Consider the following 20,417-nt stretch of genomic DNA (forward strand, 5'->3'; position numbering starts at 1 on the left):
GATCGTCTTCGCCGATCACTTGACAGCGTTTCACGCTGTCTGCTATGCGGCCGCGCTTCGCGGGCCGCAGTGATCCGCTTCGCGGATCACGTCTGCGCCTGCGGCTTTGAGTGTGGGAACTAGGTGGAACCCGCCATACGGTGCACCCCTGTGGAAAACCACGTTTCCCCAGCTCAACCCACGTTTTCCCAAGTGCCGGCCTCGGAGACCGATCGTAACCGATCTCAGAACCCGCCATTTCGTGCACGCTTTTTCCACAGTGCGGAAATCGAACAAAGGTCGGGGGGTGCATGGGGTGGCGGGTTCGGGAGTGACCAGCGAGAACGGCCGTCCGGTGGACCCCCTTACTGGAAACCGTTCCCAATAAGCTGTTCGAGTAAGAGGCGCCGCCAAAGTTTCACCCCTTACCAACTTCCGTGCACCCGTGGCGGGTTCGGCCATCGTAGGACCCGTTCCCCCTGGTCAGTCCCGATACCGCCATTTGGTGCACCCTTTATCCACAACCCGACTGACCAGCGAAAACCGCTGTGCGCCCGCCTCCCAGCCTCGACCCCGTGTGCGCACTGCGGGCCGCCGAGGCGATGCTAGGCCCGTAGGGCGCCATATAGGCCGCTTCCTGGGCCCGTTTCGGATGATCTCCCCCGTGCGGTCGACATGCGCCCCGGTCCGCCTCGGCGCACCCCGTGGCGGGTTCGGCCCGGACGTCGAAAAGATGCACCCAAACTCACAGTTCAACTTGTAGTTGTGATGCAAGTTGGCTAGTGTGGGAACCGCACCAACCGCCGGGGGAAAGTCCCGGCGGCCGATCCGAAGGGAACCGCGCATGACCTCGACTTCCGCCCCGATGCCCGTTGCTGACGCTCTGTCGGCCGGCGCCCCCCGCACCCTGGGTGCGCTCGCCGCCGCCGCTACCGGTTGCGGGTGGGGCGTCATGGTCGAGCGCGACGCAACGGCCGACGCGTGGACGCTGGTTGTGGCGACGCCGTCCGACTCCCGTACGGGCCGCTACACATGGCGCGCGGGCAAGTGGGCGACGGTGGGCCGCGGTTACCGCGAAACGGTCGCTTGGTACCGGTCCGGCATGGAGTCGCTTCCGGGCGCGGCGGTCGAGACTGTCGTCGAGGAGGTCAAGGTCCCGGCGGGTGACGTCTCGGCCGAGACGCGCGCCGAGGCCGCGGCCGGTGTCGTTGCGGCCCGCTCGGCACTCGACGCGGTCAAGGCAGGACAGAAGGCCGAGGAGGCACTCGCCGAGGCGCGCAAGTGCGCCGACGCTGCGGGCGGGTTCCAGCACTCGGCCGAGACGGCGCAGGAGGCGGCCGAGGCCGCGCGTACCTGGGCCGAGGCGGACGCCGAGGCGGACCAGGCCGAGGCGGACGCCAAGGGAGCGGCCGAGGCGGTCGTCGACTGCAAGCGCGCTTTTCAGCGGGCGCAGCGTGCGGCCAATGAGTGCCGGAAGTACGCCGAGGCCGCTACCGGTGCCCTGTACGAGACCGAGGCGGACCGCGCTTACGACCGTGCGAAGGATGCGCGGGAGACGGCGCGGGAGTCCCTCGACACCGCCGAGGAGGCGGCCGAGGCTGCGAAGGAGGCGGCCGAGGCCGCGCGCACCGCGGCCGATAACGAGTGCATGGGGTGCGGCGAATGGCTGTGCGCGTGCCGAGAGATCATGTGCGCGATGCTCGCCCGGTACGGGTCGGGTGCGGCGCGCACGGTCGACCCCGAGGCGGTCCGCATCGGCGAACTGATCATGTCGGACGACGAGGAGCTTCACGCCGCTGGACAGCTCATGTTGGGCGGCGAGTGGGCCGAGGCCGAGGAGGCTATCGAGCGGGCCGAGGAGGGTCCGGCCGAGGCCGAGGAGCGGCGCGCGGCGGTCCGTGCGGCCGAGGCCGCGGTCGAGCCTGCGGCCCCGGTGGCGACGTGCGACGGCCGGACCGCGCGTCAGTGGGCCGAGGAGGCGGAGGGACACGCGTCCCGCGCGGCCGAGGCGTACGAGCTCACCGTGACGGCCGTCCGGCACCGGACCAACATCTATGACGCCATGCCCGTTGAGCGGCTCGACGAGACCGAGGGCAAGCGGGTGCGGGCCGCACTCGCCCGTATCGACCGCCGGTCCCGGACCGCGTACGACCTTGAGATTTCCGCGCGGCGTGACTGGTGGGACGGCGCAGAGATCACGGACCCCGCCCGTGCGCGGGACTGCGCCGAGCGTGCGCGCGTGCTGGCCGACGGGTGCGAGGCGGACGCGCGCACGGTCGCCGAGGCTTTCGCATGGGCCGAGGCCGAGGCCGCGGCGGCGGCCGAGTTGCAGCGCGCGGAGTGGTCCCTCGCAGACGCCGAGGAGCGCTACGAGGCTGCGCGCCGTCCGAACGCGTGGATCGGGGCGCAGGGTGTTGACCGCCGCATCGGAGAGACGAACGCGCTCCGTCTCGTGTGGATCGCGCGGCAGGCTCTTGCGGCGGTCAACGGCGCACCGTTCATCGCGTACCCGACGCTTACCGACCGAGGGACCGTCAAGGGGTGGAGCGTCGGTTACTGCACCGTGAGCCGGTACGCGGGCACGGCCGTGCGCATCGTCGACACGTCCACGGACCAGGATCGGGCCGAGATGATCGCCGAGGCGAAGAACCGCGAACACGCCGCGCGGGTTCTGTGTGAGCGCATGGCCGGTGAACTGGGCATCATGCGGGCCCTGATGGACGACGCGCGGCACACGGACACGAAGGTTCCGGGCGCCCGGTACCGGCAGGCGCGCACCGCGCTGGAGACGGCCGAGGAGCTGCACGACCGTGCCGCGCGGGAGCGCGGGACCGAGGCGGCCGACCGTATCGCCCCGGTGGCCGACAGGGTCCGCGCGCTGGGTGCCACGGTGGCGGAGTACGCGCGGGACCGCGACGAGTGGGCACGGAACCAGCGCGCGGCCGAGGCTGCGCGGGCCGAGGCCGCTCCGGTGCCGGCCCCGGCCGAGGCGGCGGTCGAGGAGGCACCCCGGTACCGATTCGGCCGCCGGGACGCCGAGGGTCGCTACCCGGTGTCGGTCGACGGCGCACCGGTCGGGCACGTCTACCGGACGCGCCGCACATGGTGGGCCCTCGGTCTCGACGAGACGCGCCGGACCGACCACACCAGCCGCGCCGAGGCGGCGGCCCGACTCGTCGGGTTGGTCGACGTCCGGGCCGCGGCCGAGGCGGACACCGCGCGCCGGATGCGGGCCCGCACCGTGGCACCGGAAGGGTGGCGCGTCACCACATGGGACGCGGTCGAGCCGGGGGACGTCGTCCGCACCCCGGGGCGGTGCGTGCCGGTCCGTGGCGGGTTCGGGGACGGCGGTCCCCTCTCCCCCGAAACGTGGGGCGCCCCGGTGACCTTGACCGGTATCGAGCGGCTCGACAACGGGTGTGTGGTGGCGCGCGGACGGGAAGGGGACGCGCCCGGGTGGGCCGGTATGGGTGTCCTCCTGTCGACTCCCGCATACGCCGAGATTGGCCTCCTGGTCCCCGTTGCCGAGGTCCCGGCGGCGGCCGAGGCGGCGGCCGAGGCGGCGGTCGAGGCGGCGGTCGAGGCGGCGGTCGAGGCGGCGGTCGAGGAGGTCCCGGCGGCGGCCGAGGCGGCGGCCGAGGCGGCGGTCGAGGCGGCGGTCGAGGAGGTCCCGGCGGCGGCCCGCCCGGGGGCGGCGGGCCCTGTCGGCGCCCCCCTGTCGCGTCTCCCGCGCGGGGGGAGGGGCGGGGGTGTTCGCGCAGGTCACAGCACGCGACAGGGCGCGGCACGACAGGGGGCACGACAGGGCACGCGACAGGCCCCCGGGCGCGCGGGGCGGCCCCTGCAAGCGTACGGGGAGCGGGGCCCGCCGCCCGTATCCGGCCGTTGGGCCGGGTGCCGGCGCTTCCCCGAGAACTTGACAAGGACACGTCAGAAACGACAGAAGGGCCGAGGGTCCACCCCGTGGATTCATCAGGAAACTTGACAGGGACGCGCCAAGATGACGACGGGCCGTCCCCTCGTCCGGGCGGGACGTCACCCGTTCGGGGACGCGTTGTCGGTGCGGTGTGCCACGGTGCCGACATGACCCAAACCGACCCGGCCGACCCGGCGGAGCCCCCCCTCGGACTTCCGATCCGCGTTCCGCTGATCCCTGGCGAGACGACGCTCTCTCTCCTCGCTCGCACGGCCGCCGCCAACGGCCCCGATCTGCCTCGGCTCCTGCGGGTCCTCGACGAGGGTCTCGACCTCCCGGCCGAGGGCCTCGACCCGCAGCGCGAGGAGCTCCTCCTCTCCCCCGACGGCCTCGACCGACTCGCCGTGCTCGTCGACCGCGACGCCGACCAACTGTCCCGAGCTCTCCCCAGTGCGCACCCGGACCGCGTCGCCGACGTCAAGGCCGTACGCGTCGAACCGTGGCCCGACGAGCTCGGCGCCGCTCCCCTGCCGGCCTGCCCGCTGTGCATGGAACCCGGGGCGTGGCTCGCCGCCACCGGTCACCGCTGGCGGCCGTGCCCCTGCGGCCGTCGGTGGCTCGCCGGGGATGACGGCGGGTACCTCGTCGATACCGCCCCCGTCCCCGATCTCGGGTGGGCGCTGCAACGACACCGACAGCTCGTCCACCGCGTGGGGCCCGTCGGTGACGCTCTCCTCGCGGACGCCCATCAAGTGATGCTCTGGTGGTGGGTGTCCATCCCCCGGCGCCGCGGCCCCGGCCGGGACGGCGGCCGAGGCGCCGCCGACGTCTGGCACGCCCGCGAGGAGGCCCTCGGCATGACCCGGCACCGCCGCCGGGCGGCACCCGTCGTCGTCTACCCCGAGGCCGTCACCCTCGCCGAGCTCATGTGGTCATGGGAGGAGCGGCGCCGAAAGCGCGGGGCATCGTCCGCGGCCTGGGTCGAGGACGTCGTCGCCGAGCTCGTTCCCGCCGGCACCCTCACCCGGCAAGAGCGTGCACCCCTCGACTACTGGCTAGAGCAGCACCGGCCCGAGCCTGCCGGGAAGTCGTCCGGCCGCACGGCCGCCGACCGCCGATGGAACCACCTCCCCGCGCTGCACCGACGGTCGACCGAGCCGGGCCCCTTCCGGGCGCCCTCCTGCCTCATGTGGGTCTACGGCTTGCCCCTGACGTCCGTCACGGCCGTATGCCCCCGGTGCGACGGCCGCGCGCCGAGCTGCCGATGGGTGCCCTACCCCGAGTGCACCGGCCTGCCCGACAAGCGCACCCGCTGACACCCCGCGGCACTACGGTGCCGACAGGACGGCGGGCCGCCCCCACCGGTAGTAGGGGCGGCCCGCCGCGGCCTCCATCATCACAGACCAGGAAGGCACCACCCATGACGCAAGCCGCCCCCACCCGATGGGTGCCGCCGGACCCCCGGCAACTGCCTGAGTGGCGCGCACAGCTCGTCGACTTCACCGCGTCGGAGCCGTCCAACATCACCATGCGCGAGGCGATCCGCGCGGGGCGCTGTTCCATCGTGCCCACCATGCGCAACGCGCCGATTGCGGCCGACACCCTCGCCGCGATCCTGCTCAACAAGGCGGAGCGCGCCCGGCTCGAAGAGGCCGAGCTCTACTACGCCACGGCGGACATGACGGCCCTGGCCCTGGCCGCCGCCGCCACTCCGCCTCGGGAGCGGGTGAGCATCGACCGCCTGCCGGCGGAATCCGGGCTGATCGTGTTCGGCGAGCCCATCGGCGGATACGTCGAGGACGTCGGGGCCGCCCTGGCGGACACCCTCGCCGCCCGGCCGGGGGTCGATGCGAAGGTCACGACACCGATCGTGGCCGCGGCGTGGACCGCGTGGACCCCGGAAGACGTGAACGTCGAGGGTCAGCCGGTGACATGGGGCCACACCACCCGCGGCGGTTACGCCGCGATCCCTCCCGGCACCCGGGGTATCTGGGTGACCTACTACAGTCCCCGGAACCTGTTCTCTGGCCTGCCCCCGGAGACCGTGCTCGGCACGATGCGGGACGGGTCAGTCATGACGGCCGGGATGATCGAGGCGCAGCGACACAACGTCCCTGGGGGTCCGCTCAACTGGGACAACGAGGTGTTGCTCATCGAGGGCGCCGAGTTCGCCCCGGCCCGGCCCGACACCACCGACGTATGGACGCACACCCTCTACACCGCGTGGCAACTCATGACGGCCGCCGGGGGCACCCGGTGGGCTGAGGTAGAGGAGATCCCCCGGGATCGGTCCGGCAAGAAGCGGGACGCCCGGCAGGGCATCACGGGGCCGTCGGCCGTCCGTGTCGTCAACGTCCACACCGCCCAACGGCCGCCCCGGGAAGCCGCCGACGCCGACGCCGCAGCGAGCACCGGCCGCCGTGAACCGTCGTGGTCCTGCCGGTGGCCAGTGCGCCCGTACCGCCGTTCAACCTGCCTCAACCCCGGCGGGCACGCGGCCGGGGACTGCCAGCACGAGGACCGCATCGTTCCCGGGCACATCAAGGGCCCGCAGGGTGCGCCGCTCCGTACCGGCAGCACCGTGCATCTGTGGGACCGACAGCCGCAGGCCGAGGCGTAGCGTCCTCGACCGGTGAACGCCGAGGGCCCCGTCGCAGTGTGCGACGGGGCCCTCGTGCTGGGCGGGTTCTATGCGGCGAGGCGGACCAGGACGGGCGCGGCGGCCGGGACCGGGTCGCACGCGTCCCACATCGTTTCGGTGGCGAGGGTGATCACGCGGCCGGACCAGCCGCGGGCCTCGGCGCATCCGAGGCAGTCGCACGCCGAGTCGTACGGGCGCGGCGCGGCGGTGTACGGGTCCGAGTGCGTGATCGCCCCGGCCGGGGTCGCCTCCTCGACGTTCACGCCGTCGGGGTAGCAGCCGAGGACGACGGCCCCGGCCGGGACCTCGTCGGCGCGGACGGTGGCCAGGACGGCGCCGAGCTCGGGGCGGGCCTCGGCGACGACGTCCTCGAACAGGGCCCGCGTCTCGGCGTCGACCACGAACGTGCGGGCCGTGGCGGGGAGCTCGGCGGGGGTCGGGGTGTTCATCGGTGCTGCCTCCTTGGTCGGTGGGGCTTCACCATGACACAGGTTGTAACTCAACTACAAGTTGTACTGCGAGTTTGGGGCGACGTGTTCGGCCTCCTCGGGCGGGGCCCGTATGTCCCCAGCTCATAAAATATGAGACTTCGTCATAACCCCTGGTCATGAGGGGGTGCACGGAATGGCGGTTTCAGATTCACCAGCGGGCCCGACTCCCGCAGGTCAAAGGCCCCGGACCAGGGCCGACGTCCCAAGGGGGTGCACGCCGTGGCGGGGTCGACGCCAAGGGGGTGCACGAGATGGCGGGTTCGGTCCGACCTGCGGTTTCGCCGTACGGGACCGGGCAGAAGTGCCGGCCACCCGTGCACCCGTGGCGGGTTCGGCCGAGAGCCTCCCGGCCGCCGCCCGGAACGGGCAGACTCGACCGGTGCCCGCTCGACCACCAGGAGGACACCCGCCCATGCCCCACACCGAACCCGCCACGACCGAGGGCGAGCTCGTCGACCACCTGCGCAGGGATGCCGCACTGCGCGGGGAGCGCCCCGGCTGGGTGCACAGCAGCCTGTCCGCGCTCCTCCTCGCGCACGGCCGCCTGTTCACCCCGGCGCCCTGGCCGGACGGCGGCACCCCGCCCGGCGAGCCGGGGAAGTGCTACACCGAGGCGGCATCGTGGGCATGGGCGAGCGGCGGCGAGCTCGCCTACGTCGAGGGGTTGGCATGGGATGTGGCGTGGCCCGTCGAACATGCATGGTGCGCGGGCAAGGACGGCGCCGCGCGTGACCTGACGTGGCCGCGGCCCGGCCGTGCATACCTGGGCCTCCCCGTGCACGCCGAGGAGGCGGCACGCCTGATGAGCCAACACGGCCCGTTGCTGCACGGGAACGGCTTCGCCTCGGATCTCGCGGTGACATGGTGCCGTGACGGATTCCCCGCCGAGCTCCTCGCCGAGGGCATCGGCCGCCCTGTCCCCGCCGCCGACTGACCGAGGCACGAAACGGCGCGGCCCCGGGAGCTCGAACTCCCGGGGCCGCGCCGTGTGGCGGGTTCTGCGGCGGCCTACGCGGCGGCCTGGTCCCCTGCCGTGCCGTAGTGCTTGCGCAGCACGTCGTACGCCTCTATGGCGATCTCCTCGGGCGGGCGGCCCGTCGCCTCGGCCTGGGCGACGAACAGGCGAGAGAACTCGGTCACCGCACTGTCGGGCAGAACCCACGCCGACGCCTCACCGGCCGGTGCGCTCGACGTGTCCGCGCCGTTCTTCTCGGCCTCCCCCGCGGCGGCCGGTGCCGGTGCCGGCGCCTTCTTCGCGGCGGCCTTCTCTGCCTTGGCCGCCGCGTCCTCCTTGACGACCCGCGCCACCGTCTTGCGCGCGAGGCTCAGGAGCTTGTCCGGGGCGGGGACCTTCTTCCCCTCCCCGATCTTCTCCTTCGCGCTCTGGACGGCGGCCCTCAACACCTTGGCCGTGGGCTTGTTCTCGGACCCCTCCTTGGTGCCGTCCCAGAGGGCCCGCGCGGAATCCGCGCCCCACTCGCGGTAGGCGGGGACGAGCTCGCGCGCCGTGCCCTCGTTCGGGATGGACAGCTCCCGCATGACCGGCGCCGCCGCAATGAGGCGGTCGACCTGCGAGACCGACACCCCCCACCGGGCCATGGTGTACTCGGCCCACGTCATCCCGTAGTGCCGGTGGAGCTCCTTGTCCTTGATCGTGTCGAACGCCTCGCCCGCGTCGGCCGCAGCCTTCCCGAACGCCTGAATCCGGCCCTCGCACTGACTCAGGAGGAGTCGGTCCTCCTCGGAGAGCGGACTCACGGGCTTGCCCGCGTCGTCCGCCTCGGTGGTGGCCGGTGCGCCCCCCTCGTCGCTGTTCGAATTCTCATCGAACACTTTCCCGCCAATTGGCGGGACGCCCCCCTCGGCCGGGGCGGGCGCCGCCCCGGCCTCAGTCTCCGGAGCGGCCTCGACTGCCGGTGTCCCCGCGGGCGCCGGCACTCCGGGCGCGGTGAACGTGGCGGGTACCGCGGGCTTCTCGGGCTTGCCCGTTTCCGCCCCCCGCCCACGGGTCGTCAGGGCGTCGCCGAACACTGCATCCATGCTCATCTACTGAATCGCCACCTTCGTAAGGATCTCGACAGCCACCTTATGCATGGGGTCGTCGTCGTCGAGGGCGAGAGCCTTCCCGAACGCGCGAGAGTAGCCGTGCTCGCCCTGCTGGTTCGGGACGCTGGACTCCAACACGGTGATCTCGCGCTTCTCCAGTGCGCGGCGGGCCTCGTCGTTCGCCTTGGCGGTGTGGTGGGTCCGGGTGAACAGGACGACGAGCTCGGGGCGGCGGCCCGTGGTGTCTTCCAGGTACTTGAGAGCGAGCCACACGGACGCCGACCGGTGGAGCTCACCCTCGGCGGGCTGGAGGCACAGAACGGCGAGATCCGACATGGCGAGCGCTGAGTGATGCGTACCGCCGGGGGTGTTGGACCACGCTCCCGTGTCGATGCCGAGGAGGCCGCCGGGCGGGGTCTCCTTGGTGATGGTTCCCGGAAGGTGCAGCGCGCTGTACTGCGCCGTGACGGGGCGGTCCTTGACCATGCCGCCGCACAACTGATCCCAGGTGTAGAGGGAACCGTCCTCGTCCTCGCCCGGCTGGTCGGAGTCGATGGCGCCTACGGGGTAGCCCATGCGGGCCCAGTGGCCGCGGACGTGGGCGAGGGTGTGAGTCTTGGTCGACCCGCCCTTGCCGATGAAGGTCACGCGGCGGCCCTTTTCAGGGAGCTGGAACATCAGTGATGACATGGCGGAAGGCTATCCGCCGCATCCGTGATCCCGGCGCCGCTTTTCACTCTCGCGCCGCGGCGTGGCCGCTCGGCGCGGCCGTCTATCCCCCGTACGTGCTACGGCACAGCGAAGCGAGGCCCGGATCGGTGACGCCGTCGGCGGCCCGGCACACGTCGCGCATGGAGTAGCTCGGTGCGGCGGGCGCCCGGCGAGTCGGCCGCGCGGGTCGGTGCGACGGCCGCAGGACTGGCGGCCGGACCGTGCGGCGCGGCGGTGCCGGCGGCCGGGCGCGGTGACCCTGCGGGGGCACAGCGGGACGGACCGCCGGGGCGGGCCGCACTGACCGAGGGGCCCGCGCGGCGGTCGGTGTCGAGCGCGGGCGCGGTGCGGCCGAGGAGGGGGACGGGTCGGGGTCGGTCCGGGTGAGCTCCTCGCGGGCCGGGGCCTGGGTGGCGCCCGCCGGACTGGGGGCGGCGGACACGACGGGCCGGGCGCGCGGGCCGGGCGCCTTGTCGTCTGCCGGGGGGACGGACACGCATCCGGTGGCCAGGACGGCGAGAGCGGCGACGGCGAGAGCGATCACGGGACGGTGCACCCGCTCACCGTGCCCGATGCTGGGGCGCCGTACGTCACGCCGCGCGGCGGTCCACCGGTTCGAGGGACACGCCCCGCCGCCCCTGTGCCTCCTCCCCTGTCGCGCCGCTCGCAGGGCCGGGGGAACGGGGGCGTCGGCCCTGGTCACACCGGACGCCGGGCAGGGTGCCGACAGGGGGCGCGACAGGGGGTGCGACCGCCCGCGCGGCCGTGCGGCGGGGACGAGCTCGACCGGCCGCACCGGGGCGGCGGGGACGTCGAGGAGCTCCTCGTCCTCCTGGTCCTGGTCCTCGACGACGTCCTCGGCCGCAGCCTCGACGGCGGCGCGGGCCGGGTCGTAGATGGCGGCGAGTCGGGCGAGTTGCTCGCCGATCCCCCGCGTGCCTGCGAGGGGCGCGGCGAGCTCGTCCCAGACCTCCCCGGCGAGCTCGACGTACGCCCGGCCGCCGAGCACCGTCACGGCCGCGCCCGAGATCCCGAGCTCGTGCGCCTGCCGGCGCAGCGTCTCGCCGTCGACCGTGCCCGGGTCGCCCACCCGGAGGTCATAGTTCAAGAGGTGCCGGTCGAGCTCGACAAGCCCGTACTTGGCCGACAGGATCAGCACCCGCCCCGACCGGCCGCCCTGGGTGAGGACGTCGGCCGCCCGGCGCATCGCCCGGTGGTAGCTCCCCACGTAAAGCGCCCCGGCCCGCTCGCCGATCACCGGCTCGCCCTTGCGGACGCCGTCGGCATACACAGCCTTGCGGCCCCCGCACGCCACGATTACGACGCGCTCGCGCTCCTCGGCCGCGGCCCGGCGACGGCCCGCCGCCGTGATCCGGACCTCGCCCGCGTCGAGCTTCCACACCGCCTCGGCCAGGGGCACCGTGCGACCCTCGGGCCGCGTCCACCGAATGAGCCCGGCCGCCCCCAGGGAGCGCGCCGTCCGCAGGTTCACGGACGCGGGGAGGAAGCCCTCCGGGTGCGCGGCGGCGGTGTGCAGCCAACGGCGCTGCACCGGAGTGAGCTCGACGGCGGGGAGCTCCTCGTCCTCCTGGTCCTCGACGACGTCCTCGGCCTCCTCGACCGGCGCCTCGTCGGCCGGAAGCTCCTCGCCGTCGAGGGCGGCGAACAGGCGGGCGCTGCGGCGGTACTCGGCGGTGCGCAGCTCGGCGAGCTCACGCTCGAACGCCTCGGCGGCCGGGTCCGGGGTGCGGTCCGCGGCGGCGAGGAGCTCCTCGGCCTCGGCCTCGTCGTGCATCGCGTACAGGGACACCGGGCCCTCGGCCTTGACGACGTCCCACGCGATGCGCGCGGCCTGGTCCCACATCGGCGCGGCCGGGTCGACGTACCGGGGAAGGGAGGAGATCCCCAACGCGTCCGCGACGGCCGCGAACGCCTCGACACGGAACCGGCGGGCGTACGCGCGGGCCCCGCCGGCATCGGTGTATTCGAGGGCCTCCTCACCGGCCGCACTGCGGGCCCACCGGCCGTAGGCGCGCACGGCCTTGGTGGTGAGGGCCTCGACGCGGGCGAGGTAGCGCGGGACGGCGGACAGGTAGCGGGCGACGCGCTCGGGGTCGCCGGACACGTCGAGGCGCAGCTCGTCGGGCGTCGGCGCGGGAGCGTCAGAACCGGCCGGGTTGTAGTGCAGCGTCCTGTACGGGTGGCGGGCCTCTACCCGGTAGATCACCGCGAGGCGGCGGGCGGCGGCGGTGCGGGCCTTGCCCTTCCCGGCGGCGCGCTCGAATTCGAGGGCGGCCTCGGCGCGGCCTCGGTCGACGGCGATTCGGGTCCGGGTGACGTACTCGGCAGGCATTCGGCGTGGCTCCTGTGTTCGGGGTACTGATCTCCGGACACCCTCGCACAGTCGCACTACAACTACAAGTAAAACTCACAGTTGTAATCCAAGTCGGCACAGAGAAAGGGGCGGGCCCCGGTAGCTACCTACCGGGGCCCGCCCCTGCCGTACGCGCTCCGCCTACTCCTCGCGGCCCGCGTCCCGGCCCTCCTTGATGAACCGCGCCGGGTTCGCGCCCTTGGCCACCGTCTCTCGGAGCCACTCCATCGGCCGGACGCCCTCCTCCTTGACGTAACCCGGGTTCGGGCCGAGGCGGAAACCGCCCGGCAGAGGCGTTCCGTCGGGCTTGCGCGGCACGACCGCGCGGGCCGTCGGGTGCGCCGAGGGGTAGATCACGCAGTCAGACAGGACCGCGAGCGGGACCAACCCGAGCGCGTTCCACGTCTTGACCATCTTCCGGTGGGCACCGACCCGCGCCGAGCTGATCACGGCGGCGCGAATGTCCGGCCGCCACGTCGGGCGCTTGAGTGCCGGCCACGGCGCGTTTCGCCCCTCGCGCTTCCCCTGCGGCTTCTCGCGCAGCTTGCCGATACCGCCCTTCGCCGTCTGCTTGATCGCAGACAGGAGGGCGACGGCCTCGGGGTCGCGCTCCTTGACGGTGGACATGGCCGCGAGGAATGCCTCCTCGTCCATGTCGGCCGTGATGCCGAGATCGGCGAGGGTGTCCATGTAGGCATCCCGCAGCCGGTTGTGCCACAGGTCGAGGTACCCGCCCGCCTCGGGCCGCAGCCACGCGGCGATGGGCCGGACCTCGATCCCCAGCTCGACCGCGTACGCCAGGGTCGGCGTCGCGTACCAGGCCGGGCCGGTCGGTGTCTTCCCGTCCGGGGTGAACGGACTCGGGAACTCGACCGGGAGCGTCTTCCATGCCTTCGTGACGAGATCCTTCGTGCGCAGCTCGGCGCCGGACAGGTCGACGAGCCAGGACCCCGGAACCTTCTTGTCGAACCGCGGTCCGTCGGTGTAGACCGCCTCGCCGATCCCCACCGTGAGCCGGTTCGCCGCCGCGAGAAACGCCGTGTTGATGTCGAGGCCGACGACGTACGGTGCGGCGGCCTCGGCCTCGGTCGGCGCCCGGTGCCACGCGAGGGCCTCCTCGGCGAGGACGTGCGCGGGGTCCTTGGCCTCGTCCCGGGTGCGGTCCTTGGCGAGCGGGTGCTCGTCCGGCGCCTCGGGCGGGGCCGGGTCGACCGGCGCGGAGAGCGAGCCCTCGACCGGCACCCGGTGGGGCCGTCCGGTGCCCCGGTCCCGGACGAGCCGGGTCGGCGGCCGAAGGGCGGTCATCAGGGCGAGGCTGCAAGCGGCCGTCGAGCCGGTCGGCGTGATCACGCGCTCGGCGTACTGACCGAGGACGTACGCGAGGGCGGCCGGGTCGGCGGCGACGTCCTCAATCCCGCCCCACCGGAGGTGATCGGCGAACGCACCCCACGGGATCGTGGCGACGTAGACCTCGACGCGGTCCCGGTACAGGAAGGACCAGGGCGCGAGGCCCGCGCGGCTCAGCTTCCACCCGCCCTCTTCCACGGCCTTGACCGCCGGGTGGTCGTCCGGCACCCGCAGCCGCTTGCGGTCGTCGAGCCGGGCGGGCAGGCCGAGGGCCTCGACGGCGGCCTCGGTGAGGACCAGGAGCGGGCCGGACTCCTCGCCGTACTGAGAGAGGGGACCGGTGCCCAGGCCGTACGCGACGGCCCACTCGGCGGCCGTCGCCAAGTCGACGACGTCCGCCGGCACGTTCACGAGCTGCACGTCCGTGCCGTGGGCGATGAGGGCCCCGCCCTTGGCGTCGAGGACCAGGAGGGGAGCGGCGTAGGTCTTCTCGGTCATCAGCGGAGGTCCAATTCCACGTAGTCAATGTCTTTGAACTCGACGTCGAGCTGTTCGGCGTCGGTGCCGGGGGTGCGGAAATACTCCTCGGCGAGCCCCTGCCCGAGGAGCCGGTTCAACTCGTCCTCGTCGCCCGCCCGCAGAGCGTCGAACACCTGCGGAATCAGGTGGTCGGGCACGTCCTCGGTGAGGCGGCGTACGCGCGGGTCGTCCGTACTGTCCGGGCCCGCAGTGAACCCGAATGACGCCCGGGTCTCAATCGTCATACCGCGCCGCTGGGCCTCCTTCTGCGCACGCGCCGTAACGCGCGGCTGGTGGTCCTTGACGGCCTCCTTCTGCAAGCGGTCGAGGATCTCGGGCTTCGACTTGGCGATGTTCCGCTCGCCCTTGACGTACCGCTGCACCGTCCGGCGGGACACGCCGAGGCGCTCGGCCACCTTCGCCGTGTTGCCCTTCTCCTTCCGCATCAGGGCGTTGAACTGACCCCTCGCGGTCTTCGGGGCGTTGCGCGTCTGGAACCGCGCTCGCATTGCATCGACGAGCTTTCCCATGGTCACGGCTCCTCTCAGGCGAGCTTGTAGACGTTGGTGGACGGGGGAACGACGGCCAGTTCCGGCCGCAGGCAGACGGCGCCGCCGCACAGCACATGGCCGGGCATGGTGGTCTTGAACGGGGTGTCGCAGATCGCGCAATCGAGCCTGCGCGGCGCGGTCCGCTGGGTGACCATCTGCCGGGCCGGGATGACGTACTGCGGCGGGAGCTTGCGGAGGAGCTTGTCCAGGTAGCCGTTCGGCCGGTACGCCTGCCGGTTCTCCGTCGCGTCGAGAGCGCGGAGGAGGGCCTCCTCGGGCCACCCGTTGCGCAGGCACCAGGCAACGGACTTGGCGGCGAGGGTGCGCTCCTCGGCGGTGACGCCGACGAACCAGCGGACGCGGTCGATGATGGACTCGGCGAGTGCCGGCACCGCTTCCAGTGCCGCCCCTTCCAGGCGCGGCGTGGTGAACCCGCTCAACAGGGTGAAGCGGTCCGGGCGGCGGCCGAGGTTCTTCCCGTTCTCGCGGATCGCCACCGGGCGGAAGGCGACGAGGTCCGCGCGGACGAGGTGCGGCCGGTGGCGCTCGATGGTCCGCAGGCTCACGCCCGCGATCTTGGCGAGCTCCTCCATGTGGACCTGACCCTCCCACCCGATTGCGGCGAGAGCGACGAGACATTTTGCACAGGTGGGGTCCGGCGCAACGATGTTCGCCGCCCACTCCTGGGCCCCCGGCAAGAGGGGCTGACCGATCCCGCCGCCCAGCGGCGTGCGCCGGTCGGCGTCGATACGGGAGTGCGCGAACAGGTGCGCCAAGTGGTCCTGTGTGGCGCGCTTCTTGAGTCCGATGATCCGACCGAGGGCCTCGGTCGTGAGCCACTTCTCGGGGTCGGCCGTCCGGTGTTCTTCAAGGGCGCCGTAAACCTTGTGGCAGTTGGGGCAGTCGTCGGGACTGATATCACGGTGGGGTGCCACTAATCGGCCTTTCCGTCCGCTGCGGTGTCTCACCCGGGGGTGCGCGGGTAGACTCCGCCACAGACCTAGAGCAGGGTCCACGCGAAAGCCTCGGACGGGTAGGAGAGCCACCTCCTATGACCCCGACGGGGCTTTTCGCATGTGTGGAGCGGGTCGAGCGGCAGGCGCGCGGCCTGTGCCAGGTCAGACCGTGATGACCTCCTGCGATCCGCCGAGCACAGAGGCGAGGCGCCGGGGGGAGAGCTGTTCCACGGCGTGCGTCGGGCCGCACAGGAGATCCGGAACCGGGATGCCGTAGTGGGCGGACAGGCGGTCGATGTCACCGAGGGACCATGCGGCGGCGCCGGTCTGCTTGCGCGAGACCTGCCCCTGAGTGATCCGCAGGCCCTTGGCGAGCGACGTCTGATTCTCGCCGCAGGCGCGCATCAGGGCCGCGACCGTGATCCGGAGCGTGCGCTCACTGGTACTCAAGGCGGCTGCGAACTTCCCCATATGCTCTGACCTCACTTTTTGTGAGCTGGGCTCATAACGGCAGCTAGCGGGGTCCGGCGATTCCTGCCCGACCGGTGCACACTCTTCCACGGTTGCACGTCAACTACAAGTCTTGCTTGTAGTGAATCTCCGGACGTGTCATCCTCGGGGTATGACTGACACCCCCGTGAAGACGATCAAGGAACTGCGAGAGGCGTCCGAGGCGTCCGAGGCCCAGGCCAAGAAGGACAAGACGGCCTTGCTGGACGCGGCCGTTAAGGAGGCCATGACCTCGACCGCGTACGGCCACCTGTCGGCCGTTGCCCGCGAGGCCGGCATCGCCGCTCAGTACCTCCGGACCCTGATCGAGGAGAAGCAACCCGGGTGGCTCGACCAGGCCGCCGAGGAGCGCGAGGCGGCCAAGGCCGCGAAGGCGAACAAGCCCAAGGCCACCCGCCGGACCGCCAAGGGTGGTGAGGGCGGGACCGCGCGTCGCACGCGTAAGAGCGGCGCCGCCGCCGCCTGATGATCGAATGGGTAACCACCGTCGCCACGATGGTTGTCTCGCTCGGGACCGTGGCCGGTGTCCTCGCGGCAGTCGTGCGCAAGGAGTTCGGAATGGCCGTCGTGCGGCTGCTCGCCGGCATGGTGGCGCTCGTCGTGCTCTCGAACTTCGGACCGCTGAGGGACTGGTTCGAGGGCGCCCTCGACGGTGGGCATCCCTCGAAACCGGCGGCCGACTCCCACCCCAAGAGCGATGACGGGTCTAGCCTCTGGCTCCCCCTCACCTTCGGGGCGGTCGGCCTCGCCGTGAGCTTCGGCGGGTACGGCCTGTGGTCGCTTATCCAGCGCCGCCGCACCCGCAAGGCCGCCCGACGCGCGGCCGACACCGCCGCCCAGGAGCGCCGCCGCGCCATCGAGGCCGAGCATGACGAGGTACTCGATGCGCACGCCGCCTTCCTGTGCGACGTCCTCGCCGTCCTCGACCGCCCGGCCCTCGACGACGTCACCGTGCCCCAGACCGCGGCCCTCCTGCACGCCCTCGACATCGCCGCCGACGCCCGCCGAGGGGGCGACCTCAACCTCTACCGGCCCGCCGTCAGCCAACTGAAAACCGCATGGCGGGCCGCCGACGAACACGCCCGGAAAACCGGCCTGCGCCACCTGCCCCGCCAGGAGCGCGCCACCGTCACCCGGGCCCGTGGGCTCCTCGAAATCGCCCTCGACGGCAACGGGGGCGAGCATGAGCGCCGCGCCGCCTACGCCAAGGCCCGCGAGCTCCTCGACGGCGTCCTCACCCTCCCCCGGCAGGCCGTCGCCGCCGTCGAGACCCGGACCCGCCCCGCCCTCGTCAAGGACGCCACGGCCTGACCCCGGAAGGACCCTCATGGACCAGGAACCGAAGCCCGAACGCGCCCCGCAGGAAGGGGAGTTGCTGCCCGTCCCCGTGTCCCGCGATTCCGGGCGCCCGCGCGTCGTGATGTACGACGAGGCCGCCGCCTTGCTCACCCCGGAGGCCCGCCGCCTCGCCGAGGAGATCATCGCCGTGGGCCGCGTGAGCCGGTACTCGCCCGACGCCCAACGCGCCCTGTTCGTCGGTCAGTCGGGGTCGGGCAAGACGAACGCCCTCGACCTGACCCGGGCGCAGCTCGACGCCGCCGGCATCCCGTACGAGGAGACCGACGAGGGACACGGTCGCGTCGGTCTCCGCTTCCGCAAGGCAGGCCCCGAGTCCAAGGAGATCACCCCGTGAGCGCCCTCCCCATCGAGGAACCGACCAACCCGTACCGCACACAGCACGGCGGCGGCCCGCGCACCGTCACGCAACTGCGGGCCGCCCTCACCGCGGCGAGCGCCGCGGACCGCGAGGAGTTCGAGGCGCAGCTCGGCGAGCTCGACCTCGACGACCCCGAGGAGTACGCCGCCCTCGTCCGCTCCTGGCGGCACCGCCTCGTCATGCGGACCCGGCCCGAGATCCTCGCCGCCGTCGCGGCCTCGACCAACCCGGCCGCCCCCCGCTTCACGTCCGAGGAGATCCTCGGCGCCGACGGCCACCAGGAGGCGGGCCGGTGACCCAAGGCACCCCGTGGGCCGTCGTCTACAGCGAGACCGGCCGCGCCGGACTGGCCACGGCCACGGCCGAGGAGCGGGCCGCCGTCCTCGGCTTCGAGAAGCAAGTCGCCGCCTCGCCGTACACCTGCGGCGAGCTGTACCCGGACCGGGTCGGCGGCCTCTACACCGCACTACTCACGGTCGGCGGCCGGATGGCGTGGACCAGCGTCCTGTACCGGGTCGACGAGGCCCGGGGCGAGGTTCTGATCGTCGCTATCGTCTCGGGGCCCTGATGCCGGCGGGGGACAGCTCGGCATCGGGCCGGGTGGCGGCGGCCGTCGAGGCGCACGCCCGGCGGCGCGCGTGGTGGGAGGCCGAGACCGCCATCGCGGCCGTGTTGTCCGATCCGGAGGTTCGGCGCTTGGGGGAGGAGATCGAGCGGGCCGAGGCCCTCCTCGGTGAGGAGCTGCGGGCCCAGTTTCAGCACTTCCGGGACCGGTACGACCGGGCCGTACGCGAGGCCGACCTCGACGCCCTCGCCCGGACGTGCCCCGGGAAACACGGCCGGTGGGGGCGCGTCTGCGTGCTCGACACCGGCCACGAATCGACCGCGCCCCACTGGGGGATCACGGCCGAGGGCTGGCCCGTCGCATGGGTCGGGAGCGCGCCCGACGACGACTGACCCGGAAGGCGCCGGCACCGCGGCCGGGAACGACAGAGCGCCCGCCCCGAGGAGGGGGCGGGCGCTCCGTGTTGTGCGGGTGCGTCAGTCGAGCGGCGCGGCGTAGCGCAGGGTCCAACCGCGGCCGAGGGTGTGCCGGGTGACCTCGACGACCCGGCCCTCGGCGGTCCGGCCGACGTGCGTCACGGTGAGGAGGAGCTCGCCCTCCTCGACGCCGAGGGCCTCGGCCTGGTCCGACGTGGCGGGCCGCTGGTCGACGTCCTCGACTGCCTCGGCGCCCTGGTCGAAACCGGCCTCGCGCATCCGGGAGATGATCCCGCCCGCCCCGGTGTCGACCTGTTCGATACCGGCGGCCTCGGCGACGTCCGCCGGAATCCATGTGTCGACGAGCTGGACCAGGCGCTCCCCGTCGTACATGCGCCGGGCGCGGACGACGACCGGTCCCTCGACGCCGAGCAGCTCGGCGACGTCGGCCGGGGCCTCGGCGCGGCTCACCGTCACCTCGGCGCGGGGCGCCCCGCCGCCGCGGCGCGTCTCGCTCTCGTACGCGCCGTGTGCGCCGTTCGCCTCGCGGTTCTCGGTGCGGTACCGGCTGCGCGCGTCCCGGACGATGCCGCCGTTTGCGCCGATGGTGTTCTGTGCCATGTGCGTGATCCCTTCCGGTGGGGTGGTCAGTGGGTGGGGCCGAGCGGCCACGAGTAGGACAGGCGCCATAGGTGGGTGGGCAGTACGTGAACGGTGACCTCGACCGTGCGGCCGTCCTCGGTGCGCCCGATATGGGCGATCTCGTAAACGCGCTGGTCCTCGCGCATGTCGAGGGCCCCGACTTCCTCGGTAGTAGGAGGACGGACGTCGATCTCCTCCGTGATGGTGGCCTGCGGGTGACCGAGCTCGGCGAGGCGTGATTTCGACCCGCCCGGCCCCGTGTCGATCTCTTCGAGCCTGGTCCCCTCGGCGATGGCGAGGGGCAGGTACGACGTTGCGAGCTGCACGGGGACGTCATCGGCGAGCATCCGCCGGACGCGGGCGAGGGTCGACACATCGTTCGCGTCTACCCCGAGGAGGTCCGCCACCCATGCCGGCGGCTGTGCGTGGTTCGTGGTGGTGACGCTCGACGGGGTCATGCCTAGGCCGCGGATCTCGGCCTCGAACGCCCCCCGGGCCTGCCCCTCCTCGCGGCGGGCCCGGACGTAGCGCGACGTCGAGTCCCGAACGATCTTCTTGACGATCCGGTGCACGAACATGCCCCGGCGGCTCTTGTCGATCAGTCCCTCGGAGGCGAGCAGGCGCAATGCCTGTGCGGCGGTCCCCCGATTCGTGCCGATCTCGTCGGCGAGCTCCCCCTCGGTGGGGAGCTTGGCACCCGGGGCGTATGTGCCCCGCTGGATGCGCGTGCGCACCTCGTCGGCGACTGCGCGAAAGGTCGCTCGGCGCGGCTCGTCCTCTGTCATGCGGTCACCTTATCTGGAAGCCATTCCATGGCGCTTGCTACCGACACAAGCATGGATGGAATCCAAGACTATTGCAATGGATTCCATTCGGTGGTTCACTCATGTCGTGCCGATCAAACGGCACCGACGAGGGCCTTGGGGCCCGAGTTGTTGTGGTCCGCCACGCTCGAAAGGGCGCGGCCCCGGGGCGTCTAGTCCACGCACACCGGGGCCGCTCGGCGGACTCCCCTGACACGACAGAGGAGTGATTC

Annotated in this window: 20 protein-coding genes; 10 read left to right on the forward strand and 10 right to left on the reverse strand. The window is 72.6% G+C overall.

Annotated elements, in window-relative coordinates; translation table 11 throughout:
- Nucleotides 1–823 precede the first annotated feature (823 nt).
- From N4G70_RS37095 to N4G70_RS34070, 3 genes are all read left to right on the forward strand, one after another.
- A complete protein-coding gene (locus tag N4G70_RS37095; protein ID WP_315904331.1) occupies nucleotides 824–3,964 on the forward strand; it encodes a hypothetical protein in 3,141 nt (1,046 codons plus the stop codon).
- Nucleotides 3,965–4,062: 98 nt separating this feature from the next.
- Nucleotides 4,063–5,211, forward strand: a complete 1,149-nt coding sequence (locus N4G70_RS34065) for a TniQ family protein (protein ID WP_261716644.1) — start codon at nucleotides 4,063–4,065, stop codon at nucleotides 5,209–5,211.
- Between the two features lie 104 nt (nucleotides 5,212–5,315).
- The gene (locus N4G70_RS34070) at nucleotides 5,316–6,515 is read left to right on the forward strand and encodes a hypothetical protein (protein ID WP_261716645.1); all 1,200 of its coding nucleotides are present in this window, start codon (nucleotides 5,316–5,318) and stop codon (nucleotides 6,513–6,515) included.
- 68 nt (nucleotides 6,516–6,583) lie between these two features.
- On the opposite strand, the gene N4G70_RS34075 is transcribed toward N4G70_RS34070, so the two are convergent.
- On the reverse strand, nucleotides 6,584–6,985 hold the full coding sequence (locus tag N4G70_RS34075) for a hypothetical protein (RefSeq protein ID WP_261716646.1): 402 nt from the start codon (nucleotides 6,983–6,985) through the stop codon (nucleotides 6,584–6,586).
- Nucleotides 6,986–7,439: 454 nt separating this feature from the next.
- Here N4G70_RS34075 and N4G70_RS34080 point away from each other — a divergent pair, with 454 nt between their 5' ends.
- On the forward strand, nucleotides 7,440–7,961 hold the full coding sequence (locus N4G70_RS34080) for a hypothetical protein (RefSeq protein ID WP_261716647.1): 522 nt from the start codon (nucleotides 7,440–7,442) through the stop codon (nucleotides 7,959–7,961).
- A gap of 74 nt (nucleotides 7,962–8,035) precedes the next feature.
- On the opposite strand, the gene N4G70_RS34085 is transcribed toward N4G70_RS34080, so the two are convergent.
- The 7 genes from N4G70_RS34085 to N4G70_RS34115 form a co-directional block, all read right to left on the reverse strand.
- Entirely contained in the window at nucleotides 8,036–8,860 is an 825-nt protein-coding gene (locus N4G70_RS34085) for a hypothetical protein (protein WP_261716648.1), read from the reverse strand.
- Nucleotides 8,861–9,073: 213 nt separating this feature from the next.
- On the reverse strand, nucleotides 9,074–9,763 hold the full coding sequence (locus N4G70_RS34090) for a hypothetical protein (protein ID WP_261716649.1): 690 nt from the start codon (nucleotides 9,761–9,763) through the stop codon (nucleotides 9,074–9,076).
- Between the two features lie 82 nt (nucleotides 9,764–9,845).
- Nucleotides 9,846–12,137, reverse strand: coding sequence for a DUF6884 domain-containing protein (locus N4G70_RS34095; protein ID WP_261716650.1), 2,292 nt, complete (start codon nucleotides 12,135–12,137; stop codon nucleotides 9,846–9,848).
- A 162-nt stretch (nucleotides 12,138–12,299) separates the two neighbouring features.
- Entirely contained in the window at nucleotides 12,300–14,003 is a 1,704-nt protein-coding gene (tap, locus tag N4G70_RS34100) for a telomere-associated protein Tap (RefSeq protein WP_261716651.1), read from the reverse strand.
- Nucleotides 14,003–14,554 carry a telomere-protecting terminal protein Tpg gene (gene tpg, locus N4G70_RS34105; protein ID WP_261716652.1) on the reverse strand — a complete coding sequence of 184 codons (552 nt, stop codon included), beginning with the start codon at nucleotides 14,552–14,554 and terminating at the stop codon, nucleotides 14,003–14,005. The genes tap and tpg overlap by 1 nt, the downstream gene beginning before the upstream one ends.
- A 14-nt stretch (nucleotides 14,555–14,568) precedes the next feature.
- Entirely contained in the window at nucleotides 14,569–15,510 is a 942-nt protein-coding gene (locus tag N4G70_RS34110; RefSeq protein WP_261716653.1) for a hypothetical protein, read from the reverse strand.
- A gap of 183 nt (nucleotides 15,511–15,693) precedes the next feature.
- Nucleotides 15,694–15,981: a helix-turn-helix domain-containing protein gene (locus N4G70_RS34115; protein ID WP_315904332.1), complete on the reverse strand. Its 288-nt coding sequence runs from the start codon at nucleotides 15,979–15,981 to the stop codon at nucleotides 15,694–15,696.
- Between the two features lie 172 nt (nucleotides 15,982–16,153).
- Here N4G70_RS34115 and N4G70_RS34120 point away from each other — a divergent pair, with 172 nt between their 5' ends.
- From N4G70_RS34120 to N4G70_RS34145, 6 genes are read left to right on the forward strand one after another with little or no spacing between them, the layout of a single operon-like run.
- Entirely contained in the window at nucleotides 16,154–16,507 is a 354-nt protein-coding gene (locus tag N4G70_RS34120) for a hypothetical protein (protein ID WP_261716655.1), read from the forward strand.
- Complete coding sequence (locus N4G70_RS34125; RefSeq protein WP_261716656.1) at nucleotides 16,507–17,352, forward strand: hypothetical protein; 846 nt, start codon at nucleotides 16,507–16,509, stop codon at nucleotides 17,350–17,352. The genes N4G70_RS34120 and N4G70_RS34125 overlap by 1 nt, the downstream gene beginning before the upstream one ends.
- 16 nt (nucleotides 17,353–17,368) lie before the next feature.
- Nucleotides 17,369–17,734: a hypothetical protein gene (locus N4G70_RS34130; RefSeq protein ID WP_261716657.1), complete on the forward strand. Its 366-nt coding sequence runs from the start codon at nucleotides 17,369–17,371 to the stop codon at nucleotides 17,732–17,734.
- Nucleotides 17,731–18,054, forward strand: coding sequence for a hypothetical protein (locus N4G70_RS34135; RefSeq protein WP_261716658.1), 324 nt, complete (start codon nucleotides 17,731–17,733; stop codon nucleotides 18,052–18,054). Before N4G70_RS34130 ends, N4G70_RS34135 begins: the two co-directional genes overlap by 4 nt.
- Nucleotides 18,051–18,326, forward strand: a complete 276-nt coding sequence (locus tag N4G70_RS34140; RefSeq protein ID WP_261716659.1) for a hypothetical protein — start codon at nucleotides 18,051–18,053, stop codon at nucleotides 18,324–18,326. The genes N4G70_RS34135 and N4G70_RS34140 overlap by 4 nt, the downstream gene beginning before the upstream one ends.
- Nucleotides 18,326–18,715: a hypothetical protein gene (locus N4G70_RS34145; protein ID WP_261716660.1), complete on the forward strand. Its 390-nt coding sequence runs from the start codon at nucleotides 18,326–18,328 to the stop codon at nucleotides 18,713–18,715. The genes N4G70_RS34140 and N4G70_RS34145 overlap by 1 nt, the downstream gene beginning before the upstream one ends.
- 84 nt (nucleotides 18,716–18,799) lie before the next feature.
- Here the strand turns inward: N4G70_RS34145 and N4G70_RS34150 are convergent, their stop codons facing one another.
- Both N4G70_RS34150 and N4G70_RS34155 read right to left on the reverse strand, forming a co-directional pair.
- Entirely contained in the window at nucleotides 18,800–19,360 is a 561-nt protein-coding gene (locus N4G70_RS34150; protein WP_261716661.1) for a UTRA domain-containing protein, read from the reverse strand.
- 26 nt (nucleotides 19,361–19,386) lie between these two features.
- On the reverse strand, nucleotides 19,387–20,166 hold the full coding sequence (locus tag N4G70_RS34155) for a GntR family transcriptional regulator (RefSeq protein WP_261716662.1): 780 nt from the start codon (nucleotides 20,164–20,166) through the stop codon (nucleotides 19,387–19,389).
- Between the last annotated feature and the right edge of the window lie 251 nt (nucleotides 20,167–20,417).

Origin of the sequence: Streptomyces sp. ASQP_92 (assembly GCF_025399895.1) — a bacterium.
GTDB lineage: Bacteria > Actinomycetota > Actinomycetes > Streptomycetales > Streptomycetaceae > Streptomyces.